At 44.5% G+C, this 15,072-nt stretch carries 9 protein-coding genes; 1 reads left to right on the top strand and 8 read right to left on the bottom strand.

What is annotated here, in order from left to right:
- Positions 1–46: 46 nt before the first annotated feature.
- Positions 47–3,802: a helicase-exonuclease AddAB subunit AddA gene (gene addA / locus ABTV07_RS06210; RefSeq protein ID WP_433748807.1), complete on the bottom strand. Its 3,756-nt coding sequence runs from the start codon at positions 3,800–3,802 to the stop codon at positions 47–49.
- Positions 3,799–7,290, bottom strand: a complete 3,492-nt coding sequence (addB, locus tag ABTV07_RS06205) for a helicase-exonuclease AddAB subunit AddB (protein ID WP_433748804.1) — start codon at positions 7,288–7,290, stop codon at positions 3,799–3,801. The genes addA and addB overlap by 4 nt, the downstream gene beginning before the upstream one ends.
- Positions 7,291–7,646: 356 nt before the next feature.
- Between addB and ABTV07_RS06200 the strand changes: the two genes are divergently transcribed.
- Positions 7,647–8,822, top strand: coding sequence for an MFS transporter (locus tag ABTV07_RS06200; protein ID WP_433748801.1), 1,176 nt, complete (start codon positions 7,647–7,649; stop codon positions 8,820–8,822).
- A gap of 15 nt (positions 8,823–8,837) precedes the next feature.
- Here ABTV07_RS06200 and ABTV07_RS06195 read toward each other — a convergent pair whose 3' ends face one another.
- The 6 genes from ABTV07_RS06195 to phaZ all read right to left on the bottom strand — a co-directional run bounded on the left by ABTV07_RS06195 (position 8,838) and on the right by phaZ (position 15,071).
- The gene (locus ABTV07_RS06195; RefSeq protein ID WP_433748799.1) at positions 8,838–9,227 is read right to left on the bottom strand and encodes a VOC family protein; all 390 of its coding nucleotides are present in this window, start codon (positions 9,225–9,227) and stop codon (positions 8,838–8,840) included.
- 104 nt (positions 9,228–9,331) lie between these two features.
- A complete protein-coding gene (locus tag ABTV07_RS06190; RefSeq protein WP_433748797.1) occupies positions 9,332–10,816 on the bottom strand; it encodes an acyl-CoA synthetase in 1,485 nt (494 codons plus the stop codon).
- Positions 10,817–11,023: 207 nt separating this feature from the next.
- Positions 11,024–11,986, bottom strand: a complete 963-nt coding sequence (locus ABTV07_RS06185; protein WP_433748794.1) for a nuclease-related domain-containing protein — start codon at positions 11,984–11,986, stop codon at positions 11,024–11,026.
- A gap of 241 nt (positions 11,987–12,227) precedes the next feature.
- Positions 12,228–13,400: a thiolase family protein gene (locus tag ABTV07_RS06180; RefSeq protein ID WP_433748791.1), complete on the bottom strand. Its 1,173-nt coding sequence runs from the start codon at positions 13,398–13,400 to the stop codon at positions 12,228–12,230.
- A 14-nt stretch (positions 13,401–13,414) separates the two neighbouring features.
- The gene (gene fabG / locus ABTV07_RS06175) at positions 13,415–14,155 is read right to left on the bottom strand and encodes a 3-oxoacyl-ACP reductase FabG (protein WP_433748788.1); all 741 of its coding nucleotides are present in this window, start codon (positions 14,153–14,155) and stop codon (positions 13,415–13,417) included.
- A gap of 13 nt (positions 14,156–14,168) precedes the next feature.
- Positions 14,169–15,071, bottom strand: coding sequence for an intracellular short-chain-length polyhydroxyalkanoate depolymerase (gene phaZ / locus ABTV07_RS06170; RefSeq protein WP_433748786.1), 903 nt, complete (start codon positions 15,069–15,071; stop codon positions 14,169–14,171).
- Position 15,072 lies beyond the last annotated feature (1 nt).

Below are 15,072 nucleotides of genomic sequence, written 5' to 3'. Positions count from 1 at the left end.
TAGTTAAAAAAGGAACAGCCTGGGACTGTTCCTTTTCATTCTTACCCTATAATTCGAGAATATGAGCACCGTCAAAAAAGTATAAAAACTTTTGCTTGATAGGCTTCTTCCATATTTTCCAAAGTGCTTCTTCATAAAATTCCAATTGCACACGGTAACGGTTCTCCAATACAGGTCTTGCTTCTTCAAAATTCCCTTTGAACCGCTCCGATATATTATCCGTTTTATAATCAATCAAGACCAATCCATCCGGCTCTTCGATGACACAGTCAATGATCCCTTGTACAAGTACATTTTCATCGGGGCTATTCCAATCATTGTAAATTTCATTGGCTGGAACGGCGATGCTGAATGGGATTTCCCTGTGTACATTTGACGATTCTGCCATTTTCCTTCCTAAATCCGTCTCAAAAAATGACAAAATTTCGCTAATCGTAATAGCCTCTTTCTGCTCTGTGGATAATAATTCTTTTTCCACCATTGCATCAAGCAGCGTAGTTAAAAGGCGGGCATCAATCCGTTCTCCGATTGGGATATGCTGCATGACCATATGCATGGCGGTACCCCTTTCTGCCGGACTCAGCTTTTGCTCCTGCATGAACTTCGGCCTTTTCATCACAGGCTTCTGGAATTTCTGCAAAAAGCTTGTATCACTTTCAGCATCCCGTGTCTCCAGCATCCGCTTCAGTTCTGATACCGATTGCTTTGATCTCCGTTTAGCTGCTTCCTGATACGGATATTTCCATGAAAGGACCTCAGCTACATTGTCCGGAGATGAAGCAGAATACTTCAATGGCTGTCCCTTCTGTACCGCCTCGATCCATCCATCATTTTCACTCTCTGCCTCAGGAAGGATGTCTTGAAGCTCTGATTTATGATGCACCTCTATGTGCCATCTTGATTCATGAGAAGCAATTTCCTCACTTACGAGCGGGTGCGTGGAACTCCCCTCAAGGAACTCCCTAAGATCATTGTGCCTGGCCATGGAAGGACCGATCCAGTCAAGATACGACTTTGCACTGGCACGGTCATAGTCTTTCAACAGCCATTCCTGGTGGGATAATTCCCCAGCCCACTTTTGGATGCTTTTTTCCAGGTTTTTCGGACTCGCCACCAAATACAATTTTTCTTTGGCCCTTGTCAATGCCACATAGAGAACCCTCATTTCCTCTGCAATGGTCTCTAGTTTTTTCTTTCTTTTAAAGGCAATCTGCGGCAAGGAAGGATAAGTGATCCGTTTTTCCGGATCCATGTACTTGGAAGCAAAGCCTAAATCCTTATCCAATAGATAGGAAGCATTTAAATCCATCATATTAAAGTTCCTTGATACGCCTGCCATAAAGACTACCGGGAATTCCAAACCTTTGCTGGAGTGGATGGTCATCAATCTAACAACATCCTCTCCTTCACTCAAGGCTCTTGCAGTCCCTAAATCATCCCCTCTTTCCCTCATTCGGTCTATAAATCGAAGGAAGCGGAATAATCCCCTGAAGGAAGTCGACTCATATTGGCGTGCACGGTCATAAAGGGCGCGAAGATTTGCCTGCCTCTGCTTTCCACCGGGAAGTCCGCCGGAAAAATCGTAGAACTTTGTATCCCTGTACAATTGCCAAATCAGTTCCGATAACGCTCCCTGCCTCGCCAGCGTCCTCCAGGCTGAAAGGTCCGCAAGAAAAGACTGAAGCTTTTCGTTTAATCCTTCTGCTTCCCCTGAATGACTCTTTCTTGAAGCAGCTTTAACTGCATCGTAAAAAGCACCACTGGAACTGGAAGAACGGATGGCTGCCAGTTCTTTTTCTGAAAGCCCCACTATCGGAGATCTTAATACAGAAGCAAGAGGAATATCTTGATACGGGTTGTCAATCACTTTTAAAAGCGAAAGCATGATGGTGATTTCCGTCGCATCAAAATAACCAGTCGCCAAATTGGCATAGATGGGGATCCCTGCTTCTTTGAATTCTTCCATGATGACCGGAGCCCATGGCATTGACCTTAAAAGAAGAACAATATCTTTATACTGGATAGGCCGGTAGGCTTTTCTCTTCGGATCATAGATTTGCTTCCTGCTGTCTATAAGCTCCTTAATCTTAGCGGCCATCCATCTTGCCTCAAGCTGGGATTTCTCTAAATCAACAAGATCTTCTTCTGGCGGCGCCTGATCTTCAAGTTCATCTTCTGTACTGCCGGATTCATCCTCCAAATCAATCAAATGAAGTTCGATCGGATACGTTTCATCCTCAGGATATGCTGCTCCAAGTTTTAATTCGGCGTTTTCGTTGTATTCGATTTCGCCGACTTTCACTCCCATGATTTGCTTAAAGAGATAATTTGTCCCCGCCAATACTTCATTCCTGCTCCGGAAGTTCATGGCCAGGTCAATTTTAAGCCCGGACCCTTCTCCTTCCGAATCAAAGGCATTGTATTTATTCAAAAACAGATTGGGTTCAGCCAGCCGGAATCGATAGATGGATTGTTTTACGTCACCAACCATGAACAAATTGCCTTTATCCCTTTCTGCTGAAACAAGCTGCAAGATCGTTTCCTGAACCATGTTGGTATCCTGATACTCATCAACAAGCACCTCTTTGAACTTTGAGCGATAGGCCATTGCGGCTTCTGATGGCGTATTCAGATCGTCAGGGTCCATCAAAATCTCCAGACAGTAGTGCTCAAGATCTGAAAAATCAACCAGACCTTTTTCTTCTTTCACTACCTTGAATTTCTCACCGAATGTTTTCACAAGCTCAACAAGGGAGGATATGACCCCTTTCATCTTCTGCATATCATTCAGGAAAGTTTCAGGCTTTCTTGAAAACAATTCATTCCTCTGCTTTTCAAGGATCGTTTTCGCTTTCTTTCTCAAATCATCTGCAGACTTCACTAGATCTTTATTGAAATCATCTCCACGGCAAGCTTTCGCGCGGGTGAATTCCATCGTATTCATGGCGAGATAAAGCTCATTCCAGCTGGTTTTTCCTGCTGTTATCAATCGTTCTACCAATGCCATGTCATCCAGATAATTTTCTGCCCTAGGTGCAGGACCGCCAGGCAGCTTCGTTAATTCATAGGCTTCCTGAAGCAGCGACTTAGCCCCTTCCAATTGAAGAAGCAGGTCCCATATTATCGCTTCATAAAAAGGAAGTTCCTCAATGGAGCTGCTGTCTTGCACATCATACATGGAGACTAGCTCATCCAGCCATTCATCAGGGAACGGATGGGATCTTGAAAAATCATAAAGCTTCCTGACCATGTCTTGAAGTGCTGCATCGCTCCGGTCATTCGTAAAGGTATCCACAAGAAGATAAAATGGTTCGTTCCCTTCTTTCCCATACTCTTCTTCAAATAAATCATCCAGCACTTCATCCCTCAGCAATTCACCTTCTGTCCCATCAGCGATCCTGAACCCAGGATCAATATCAATCAAATAGTAATATTTCCTGATGACCTCAAGACAGAATGAATGCAGCGTCGAAATCGATGCCCTGTTAAGAAGGCTCAGCTGCTTCCGCAGGTGGGCAGAAGAAGGATTCTGGCTGATGGATTTTTCAAGTGCTTCACCGATCCTATGCCGCATTTCTGCTGCAGAAGCGTTCGTGAACGTCACGACTAAAAGACGGTCAACATCGAATGGTTCTTCCTCAGATATAATCTTTCCGATGATCCGCTCAACAAGTACTGCCGTTTTTCCGGAGCCCGCCGCCGCCGCAACCAATATATCCTGATTCTTTGCATGAATGGCTTTCCATTGATCATCCGTCCAAGTGACCGTTTCGGGTTTTATTGGTATTACACTTCTTTTCATTCCCCATCTACCTCCTCTCTCATATATTGAATGATTTCATCCGGTTTATGAGGCTTCAAGACTCTGTAGTCATTTCCTTCAAGCGACTGATCGAACTGGCAGACAGGGCGGTAGGAGCAAAATTGGCATGGCGTTCTGTCCTTCAGCTTGTACGGCGAAATATCCACTGATCCGGAAATGATTTGATTCCCGGTTTTTTCGTATATTTTCCTGACGTATTTCCTCATGTAATGAAGATCTTCTTTTCCTGCGGTTTGAGAAGCGGCAGTCAAGCTTCCGTCCTTTTTGAAACCTGCAGAGACCACTTTGGAGTTTCCGCTTTCGAGTGCCGTATCCATCATCTTTAATACTTCGGGATCGTCCAGGATCAGTCCTTTCATCTTGAAGCTTTTAAAGATTTCCTCTTCTATCTGATCCAGGGTCAGGAGCGAATTTGCCTTGACGACCGGGTTGTGGACATGGAAATATAGGACTCCTGCCGGTGATGCCTCTGTTCCGACCAGGTTTTTAGAGTGCGCAATGACAATGTCCAAATAGGTGAGCATCTGCATGGCCAGACCATAGTAGACCTCTGTATAGTCAAGGGTTTTGGCACTCGATTTGTAATCGATGACTCTCAGGAAGATTCCATTTGGATTCTCTGCTTTATCCACCCGGTCGATCCTTCCTTGAAGGGCCATTTTAATCCCGTTCTTCAATGTGAAAGAAAATGGCGGAAGGCTTCCATTCGGACCAAATCCCAACTCTAGGCCAACGGGAGCAAATCCACTGACCTTGGCGTGTTCGCTCAATACATAGGAAGCCCTGCTGATTACATTCTCAAGCTTCCGTTTAATATAATGATGCCGGTTGGAACTTAACAGGATCTGATGCTGAAGCTTTGGCGCCAGCTCATTGACTGCGGCTTTCGCAAGCTGGAAGCATTCTTCTTTCGAAAGCTTTGCCCATGAAATGTTCCTTCGGTTCACTTCCTCTGAAATCCACTTTAAAGCACCATGGAACATTTCACCGATATCCGGTGCATCCAGCTTGAAGATATCCCGTTCCTGCAATTTCAGTCCATGCCGTGCAAAATGTGAGAATGGACAACCATGATACATTTCCATCCTCGACACACTTGCCAATATTTCTTCCCCATAAATGGATTTACTGATGCCTTCATCCAGCGGCTTTGCCCGATTTTGGAAGAATAGGCTGGAAAGAATAAGTCTTGCATTCTCTTTCCATAGCGGGCTCTCCATATAGTAATTATAGACATCCCACCAGAAACCAGCCATTGGATAGTGGTTCTTCTTCAATTGAAGCTGCGTGGTCAAATAGGCAATCGCAACATTCGGATGGGAAATGTATTCTTTTTGATCTTCTTCAAATAATTCAGCCGGATCATTGACGACCAGTTTTTCTGATAAGTCGGGAAACATTTCCTTTATCCTCTTGATATACGGAGAAGGCATCAGTGCCCGGCCTTCTTCGTTTGCAAGGGGATAGGAAAGAACAAGCTGTTCGGAAGGAGTCGTCAATGCTTTATAGGCAATGAACTCTTCATCAAGAAGTTTCTTCCTGCTTGAAGGTGCAATGTTAAGTCCCGTACTCAGCAGCATCTCCCGGTCATCGTCTGCAAGCACCCCTTCTTCAGAGATTTTTGCAGGGATGACGCCATCATTCAGTCCAACGACAAAAGCCGATTTGATTTCAGAAAGCCTCGATAGTTCCAGATTCGCCACGATTACCTGATCCATCGCTGGCGGTACAATGGAAAACTTCATGGATTCCAAGCCGGAATCAAGGATTGTCGTAAATTTTTTCAAAGTTAAGGATTCTTTCCCCAGGAGCTCGACAAATTGATCGAGAAGGTCAATCACAGCGTTCCAAGCCTGATCATGCTCCCTTGCCAGTACTAAGTTGCCTTTCTCTTCAGCAGTACTCCTCATATTCTCAAGCTTTGCCGGGATATCCAATTCTTCCAAATATAGAAACAGTGCCTCCGCATACTCTTTTCCCGCGGATGCTTTCTTCAGCCTTCTTGCCAAGCGCAGGATAGGTGCAGAGATGAACAGTCTTAATTCATTGATTTCATGCTCTATCTCTCTTTCCTGGTCTGTCTTCGGGAGATCCGAATGTTCCAGCCCCCTGAAACGCCTGTAAATCCATCGGTCCTTGCTTGTCCATCTGGATCCTTTTATTCCATTGGAAAGAACATAATTTTCGAGGCGATCCATTTTTTCCCTCAGTTGATGAAGATTGCTTTTGAGTGGAAACAATAGATCCGTTTTTACTGCCCTGAATACCGGTTCATAGCGCCACTGGCTGTTCAATACCTCCAGGGTGGAACGAATCAACTCAATGAGCGGATGATTGAGCATCGGCCGTTTTTGATCAATAAAGTAAGGGATTTCGTAGTCAAAGAAGATGGTTTCCAGCACTTCCTGATAGTCTTGTCCGTTTCTCACAAGTATGGCAATATCCTTATAGCGTTTCCCTTCCTCCATGATAAGGCGGCGTATTTTCCGAGCAATCCCTTCTATCTCGGCCCGTCTGTTGGATGCCTGCATCAGTTCGACTGACTTTTTCTCACCACCATCAAATACAGGGGTCGGACGGATGTCAAAATGACTCTCCAGATGGGATAAGGACATTTGGTCAAATCGAACCGATTCTCTTAATATATGATCTTCCACTTCCAAGCGATTAGAAGCGGCCAGTCCATACAAGGAGGAGTAAGTTTCACCTGTCATCCTGAATAGATCCAACTCATCCGGTAAATTGTTTTGATATGGTTTATCAAGCGTCAAGGCGATGGAAACATTCCTGCACGTCTTCATCAGCTGCTCGATGACCAAATACTCCTGCGGGGTGAAGCTATGGAATCCATCAATATAAATGTCCGCATTTTGGAGATACTCTGAATGGCGGATCGAATCAGCTAAAAGCCTGAAATAATCCTCTGAATCTATATATTTATCAAATAGCGCATCTTCGAATTGTGTATAAATGAGTTCGAGGTCATGGAGCTTGTCGGACAAGGATTTGCTTGACCCCTGGTTTTCAAGCTCTCTATTTTTCAAGCTCAGTTCTTCAGGATTCACGCAGTAGCGCTTAAATTCCGTCAACATGTTTTCAACATGTGCCACAAATCCATTTTTATCAGCCGCGCGATTAAAAAGCTTCAGGTCATCTTTCCTTTCTTCGATGATTTTCCTGATCAGCATATTCAGGCCGGCGCTGCTGAGATGATAGCGTCCGATGCCTCCCGTTTCTTGCAATACTCTCCATGCGAGCCTCGTAAAACTGAACACTTGAGCCCTTATCATCCCTGAAAGATTAGGGGATTGGACTAAACGGTACTCGGATAAGAATGTCATCTGATCTGGCACTAAATAAATGATCGGTGCACCATCCGGATGTAATTCAAGCTTTTCCTGCATCTCATTGAACATGGAGGATGTTTTTCCGGCACCTGAGCGCCCGATTAAAAAGCGGATAGCCATGATCCCACTCCCTTTATATAAAAATCTCTATTTACGTTTCTGATTCTCTTGAACTTTCATTATAGTACATCTGGAGCTGGTTGAGAGAGGAAGTTGCTTTTCAGAAGGCTCTTTTCTTAATGTTTGTTGCGTTTGAAATGAGAGCAGGATAGTTTAAACAATCAAAATATCTTTATTAGCTAGAAAAGAGCCTGGATACTTTATTGCCACGCACCAAACAGTTACAATCGCGTTAAAATCGGCAGTAAGATTTTAACAATATTGTTTGCGAAAATAACCTTACTAAATGTGGAAGAGCGTTGGTTTCCCTGATTGGGAACTTCCTGCATACAATATGCCAGGAGGTGCACTGCTAAATGAAATCCATTAATAAACTATCCTTTATCGAGCCGCTTCTCGTTGCGGCGGCCATCATGGTCGCCTGCAATATTTATACTCTCCTGCCTTTATATGACCCCATTTCATCCGACCTTTCCATTTCCCGTGAAGAGGTAGTCATCGCTGCCAGCATATTCACGTTTTTCTATGCCCTCGGTCTCCTTATCTTTGGGCCGCTTTCAGACAAATGGGGAAAAAGGACGATTATCGTTTATGGGCTGGGGGTTTCTGCTGCAAGTACATTTCTGGTTTCCCTTTCTTCAGGGGAATGGACTCTATTCTTATTCAGGGGAATTCAAGGGTTTACTTTGGCAAGCTTTGCTCCTGTTGCATTTTCTTATACTTACGACTTATTCAAAGAAAAGAAGCGGACCATGCTGCTTGTTTATATCAATACTGGATTTTTGGCAGCCGGGATCCTCGGACAGCTGATCAGTGATACCATCAGCCGGCAGATGAATTGGCAAGCTGTCTTTTTGTTCTTTATGATCGTTTATCTAGTGCTTTTCTTGATGAGCTTCTTCATTTTCCCAGCCACTGCGATCGAAAAAGAAAAAAGTTCTTCAGCTGTCCGCATCATGGCAGGGTTGCTGAAAAGACGTTCCCTGATTCTTTCGTACGGAATCGTCCTGACGCTCCTTGGGTCGTTTGCCGCCTTCTATGATGCAGTGACGCGCCTCTCATACATCCCCCATGAATCTTTATTTCAGATCAGGATGATGGGCTTGTCCGGGGCTGTTTTATCCCTCTTTACCGGCAAGCTCATCGGGCAGATGGGAGAAATAAAAACCCTTTTTCTCGGCATCGCACTCGGGCTATTTGGAATGCTCCTTCTCCTTCTGGCTCCTGTCATGATACTGACATTGATGGTTTCATCCGTATTAGTGGTTTCGAGTGTTTCGTTGATGATTCCGACCATCATTACGTTTATTGCAAACGGCAGCGGCATTCATCGCTCTAAAGCATTGAGCCTGTATTCATTTACATTATTAGCGGGGGCCAGCCTTGCTCCACTCCTGATCATGCCCTTGGGCTTTCACCGCAGCATCATCGTCATCCTATCCTTTTTTGCTCTTGATTTGGTGCTTGGTGTTTTATTGATAAGAACGCAGTCAAAGAAAAAAATTCACGAGAATACCATAGTGCACCCGTGATTGATATATGACAGCCTATTTCCACGTCTTCAATCTTTGATCAAGTGTGGCGGTATATAGCTCAAGCTGGTTGCCATCCGGGTCAAGAAAATTGACTGTCCATCCACTTCCTCTAATAATCGGCCCCCTTACAATGGGGATTTTCTTTTTTTGAAGGAGTGCTGCAGCTTCATGAAAGTCACCCTCTTCAATAAAAAAAGCGATATGATCTACACCGAGGCAATCACCAGGTTTCTCTTTTTCAGGACGCTCCTGAAGGCATACCCATGCAGCTCCCCATTCCAAATAAACATCTCGAGTACCTTTATGCCTTACTTTCATGTTGAGAATACCTTCATAAAATTGGAGAGATTTTTCGAGATTCGAGACATTCAGTGTCACATGGCTAAAACCTTGGACATTCATATTAATGCACCTTCTAATTCAATATAATAGTTAAATTTTACCACATTTAATTAGTTGATATCAGAAAAAATGCACCCATGTTTTTTTGCGTGGGTGCATTTTGATTATTTCTCATATGTCAGTTTCAATGTTTTTTTATCGATTTTCCCGACGTCCGTCTTTGGCAATGAGTCGATGAAATGAAACTCTTTTGGGATTTTATAGTTGGTGAATTTCAATTGGCAGTGGTATTTTAACTCTTCTTCGCTAAGGGACGCACCTTTTTTGAGCGAAACAAATGCCGCTACCCGCTCTCCCCATTTTTCATCAGTCAAGCCTATCACCGCAGCTTCATTGATATCATTGTGTTCACAGATCCAATGTTCGATTTCCAAAGGATAGACATTTTCCCCGCCTGTAATGATCATATCTTTTTTCCTGCCCACAATATAAACATATCCTTCTTCATCCCGCTTTGCCAAATCCCCCGTATAAAGCCACCCATCATCTTTCAAACTTTGAGAAGTGGAACTTGGATCATTCCAATAAAATGCGAAAACATGCTTTCCGCTGATCAATAGTTCGCCTACTTCCCCTCCCCCTGCTTCCGTCCCGTCTTCCTTTAGGATCCTGATCGAATTGAACATCATTTCTTTTCCAACCGATCCCTTTTTCTTTTTTGCATCCTTTGGATCTATGTAAAAATTATTGGGGCCCGCTTCGGTCAATCCATATCCCTCTTTGAAAGGCAGTCCTTTTCGAATAAACACATCATAAATCGACAACGGACAAGGGGCGCCTCCTGACAAAAATACGTTCATACTCTTGAACTCGGCTTTTTCAAATTCTTCCGTATGAATCATCATGTGGTACATCGTGGGCACAAACAAAGCAATGGTGCATTGGTATTTGATCAGCTGCCTGATCGCCGTCACCGGTTCAAATTGCTTTCCGATTACAACCGTCCCTCCCATCATCAAGATCGGCATGGACAAAGCATTAATCCCACCGGTATGAAACAGCGGCAAATAGGTCAGTGTCGTATCATCCTTCGTCAGGTTCCAGCTGATTATGGTATTTAGTGCATTCCAATTCACGGACTGATGAGTCAGGACCACTCCTTTCGGCCTTCCTGTCGTACCGCCGGTATAGATCATGATCCAGGGATCCTCTTCTCTTACAGGTAAATGATTAAAATGTTCGGCTTCCTCATGGACGTCAACGCTTTCGAGCCTGATCGTTTCCACCCAAAATGATCTCTCCGCTGCTATTTTTGAAAATGTGCTTCCATACAGCAAAACCTTAGGACGGCAATCCTCTAAGATCTGTTCTAATTCATCGTTCCCCAGCCGCCAATTCAACGGCACAAAAATCGCTCCCAATTTTGCGCATGCAAACATCAGCTCAAAATAAACTCCATCATTTTCTTCAATCAGACAGATGCGATCTCCTTTGGCAGCTCCTTTTCCCGCCAAAAAAGCCGCCCATTTTCCTGCACGTTCATTCAGTTCATGATAGGTCGTTTTTTTCTCTGTTTCTCCATCGATGATGGCAATTTCGTCCGGAGTCAACCGTGCACGGCTCTCCATCCAATTCAAATGACTCAGCACCGTTTCTTCCCCCCTGCCTTAATGAAGAAAGTGTATCGGATGGAAGTTACACGGCGGTTACAGGGGGTGGTGCAGTAGTGGTGTTAGTGGGGGTTTGCTAGAAGTTAGGGGGATTTCGCTAGAAGTTGATATTGAATTGCTAGAACATAGATGAATTTCGCTAGAAGTCCTTTCTTTTTTGCTAGAAACAAGCTTCAAACAACTTCATTATTCATTGAGATAATACCTTTTGTCACTAGAAACCCCTTTATTTGATAAATTCATGCTTCGCAGCAAACGATTTGCCGTATACGGGGAGCTAAGATTTAAAAACTTCCTGAATTCTTCATTGTTTATGGTATTCCCAAATAAAAGCTCGTAGTCTGCTAAAGCGGTCTTATGTGCAAACTTATCTTTTAGTCCACATGAGGGACACAGCCAATTCCCGTGGACTCTATTAAAAAGGCTAAAGCTGCATACTGGACAGATTACCCCGGTTATTAGATCTTCCCGGTTCAACTTATAGTCCTCCATCAGTTTTGGTTCAATCGGCTCATTTTGTTTTATGATTCGTTTAACGATTTTTTTCATTTCATTCTGGGGAAGCATCTGATTCGGATAACGCTTATATATCCCTGTAATTTTCTCAGGCAGAGATTGTGGATGCATGATTATGGTGGATAATCTCTTCCTTTCAGATGAGGCATCTATTATTGTATAAGGACTACTGATGATTACAAACGAAAGGATTGGACAAATGGGGAGTTTGTTTGATGAAAGCCATTGAGCTAGGAGCCTCTGGTGTCTTTTCACTTGATTCAATGGATAAGGAAATGCCGTTTTTACACCTTGATAAATCCGGATCAACTGTTCAAATTCCGAATCGAAGATGATTTCTCCAGCGATGTTCTTAACTTCTAGAAGGAGAATAAAGTTCGGGGTAATAAGAAGGGTATCAATTTGAAAGTAATGAGAATCAATTTGAAGGCGGATATCATGTAAGATGAAGGTGTTTTTGTTGTCAATTTGACTTAAAGGGTAATCGAGGGCGCATTCGCCTTTATATCCTGCGAGGGTTTTTGCGTAGTTTTCTTTTATGAAGGTCTGCGAGGGATGCGATGGCGAAAGCCTCCTCAAAAGAGCTTCTAATGCTAGCAGTTTTTTCGGGAAATGTCTTTCTTTTACTATCATTTAATCACTCCAGTTCAAAAAGTCTATAGTTACACTTCGATCATCAGGAAAAAATCTCCTTCTTAGGTAAGAGATTTTAGAAAGTTTCATGGTGTTCTAGTATTTTCCACTGAATTTCTAGTAATAATTCGCAAAGTTCTAGCAGTTATCAAATAACTTCTAGCAACTTTTGAATATCTTCTAGCAATTCCACACCCACTCAAAAACCCCGGACCCTAAACCGGATCCGAGGTTCTCTCTATCAAACTTCCAAAAAGACTGTTGCACCCATTCCTCCGCCAACACAGAGGGAGGCCACGCCTTTTTTTCCATTTCTTCTTTTCAGTTCATGAATCAGGGAGACGACGATGCGTGCGCCGGTGCATCCGACAGGGTGCCCCAAGCTGATTCCGCTTCCATTGACATTCACTTTTTCCCTATTCAACCCAAGCTCTTTTTCTACCGCCAGGTATTGTGCGGCAAAAGCTTCATTGATTTCCCACAGGTCGACCTCATCAATGGTCCAATTCACTTTGCCTATGCCTTTTTGGACTGCCGGTACAGGTCCGCGCCCCATCACTTTCGGGTCTACTCCTGCTACGGAATAACCTGTAATGCGTGCCAGGATCGGCGCGCCTCTCCGTTCAGCTTCTTCCTCAGACATCAAAATGAGAGCGGCTGCCCCATCATTCAGACTTGAAGCATTCCCTGCTGTGACCGTACCATTCTTCCTGAATGCCGGCTTTAGTCCTGAAAGCTTCTCCAATGAGAGTCCTGCCCGTGGATTTTCATCCTTCTCAATCAGGCGCTCTTCCTTGCGATTCTTAACGGCAACCGGGACGATCTGCGATTCAAAATATCCTTTTTCCATTGCTTCCACTGCCCGTTGATGTGAAAGGCACGCCAATTCATCCTGTTCTTCCCGGGTGATGCCATGCATATCAGCCAGGTTTTCAGCTGTCTCCCCCATCATGAAATGGTGGATCGGGTCCTCAAGCGCTTCCCATACCGTATCGCGGACTTCTCCATGCTGAAGGCGCTGCCCCCAGCGGTATTGTTTCAAAACATAAGGACTTGAGCTCATCGCTTCGACTCCCCCGGCAAGCACGACTTCCGACATGCCTGTCTGGATCTGCATGGCAGCTGAAATGACTGCCTGCATCCCGCTTGCACATTGGCGCTGAATGGTATAGCCCGTTGTTTCGTCGCTGAATCCTGCCAAAAGGGCTGCTGTCCTTGCAGTATTTGGCTGATCTGTCCGTTGGATGCAGTGGCCCAAAATCACTTCATCGATTTCATCCGGCCCTAACCCGCTTGCTTCTGCCGCTGCTTTCATGACCGGGACCGCCAAATCGGTTGGAAGCAGGTCCTTGAACACTCCTCCGAATGATCCAATTGGTGTCCTCAGTGCAGATGTGATGACTACATTTCGCATAATTCCATCTCCTTTTACATCATGATGCCTCCATCAACATGCAGGACTGTTCCACTGATATAATCAGATTCATCGCTCGCCAGGAAAAGATAGGCATTCGCGATGTCTTCAGGTTTCCCAAGTCTTTGGAGAGGCACCATACTTTTCATTTGATCGATAACTTTATCCGGTACTTTTGCCACCATATTCGTTTCCGTAAAGCCCGGGGCCACGGCATTGACGTTAATTCCTTTTCTGCCAAGCTCCTTTGCCCACGTTTTCGTCATCCCGACGATGGCTGCTTTGGCAGCTGCGTAATTGGTCTGTCCGATATTTCCATAGACACCGCTGACAGAGGAAGTGCTGATGATTTTACCTTTGCCATTTTCAATTAAATGGGGCAGGACTGCCTGGGTGCAGTGGAATACTCCCGTCAAGTTTACGTCGATGACTTGCTGGAAGTCCTCTTCAGACATTTTCGAGAGCATGCTGTCGCGGGTGATCCCCGCATTATTGATCAGGATGTCAATTTTCCCGAACCTTTCCGCCACTTTGCCCACCATGGCATCAATGCTTTTGCGGTCGGCCACATTCACTTGAAAGAATTCAACATCATGTCCTGATTCGTTTAATTCAGCTGCCCTTGCTGCACCTGTCGCTTCATCAAAATCCGCTATAGCTACCTTTGCTCCTTCTTCTGCAAAACGTTTGGCTGCAGCCAATCCAATTCCATTGGCTCCACCTGTAATAATGGCTGTTTTTCCTTGAAGTCTCATTGTTCTCCTCCTATTATTTCGCTAAAAATCCGTGGATTTCCTGCATGAGTTGATCCAAGTCATCGATCAGCGGTGAATGGCCGCAGTCCTTCAACTCTTTGAATACTGCATTCGTCCCCAGATCTTCCATGATTTCTTCTGTCATCCGTGCATTCACTACATAGTCGCGGTCGCCTCTTAAAACAAGCACCGGGATATCAATCCTCTTCGCTTGATCCGTCCCATCTGTCAATCCGTTGTTTACTGGGCTGATATTAAATAGATTCAAACTTTGATAGACATCTGCAAGATTGCGCTGTGTCAGCATGTCATCCAAATATTCTTCATAATGTTCTTCTGAAGGCTGTCGGTGTGTATATATGAGCATATTCCACATGGCTTTTAAAAAGGCTTTGTCCCCTCGATCATATGCCCCCTGAACCGCCAATGTCTTTCCGGCGTCTGCCTCCACCCCTTCAATGGTCTTCAGCCTATTTTCCAAATCAGGCTCGCCGCTCGGTTTTGTTCCGAAGAAAGGATAGCCCCTAGTCGAGGCTGATGCCAATAAAATAAGCTTCTCGCAGTATCCAGGATAATCGGCAGCGAACTGCATCCCTACCGCCCCTCCTGTCGACCAGCCGATCACGGCAAATTCTTCCCAGCCGATGGCATCGACGAATAATTTCACATCATCAGAAAAATCACTGATGCTCCGGACCCTGCTATTATATGTGGAATGGCCGAATCCCCTAAGATCCACAGCCACAACATGATAATTGGAATTCATTCTTTCAATCAAAATATCCCAGTGCTTGGAGGAAGTCATATTCCCATGAATTAAAAGCACTTTTTCTCCCGTTCCCTCACGTTCCACATATCCAAGCTCTTCCCCATTGGACAGACCTGCTTTTTTTAACTGGATTTCCTTCGTTTTCATC

Origin of the sequence: Falsibacillus pallidus, assembly GCF_050990905.1 — a bacterium.
Taxonomy (GTDB): domain Bacteria; phylum Bacillota; class Bacilli; order Bacillales; family DSM-25281; genus Falsibacillus; species Falsibacillus pallidus_A.
Note: the sequence above shows the minus strand (reverse complement) of the source record. Positions and strands in the feature narration are given on the sequence as shown.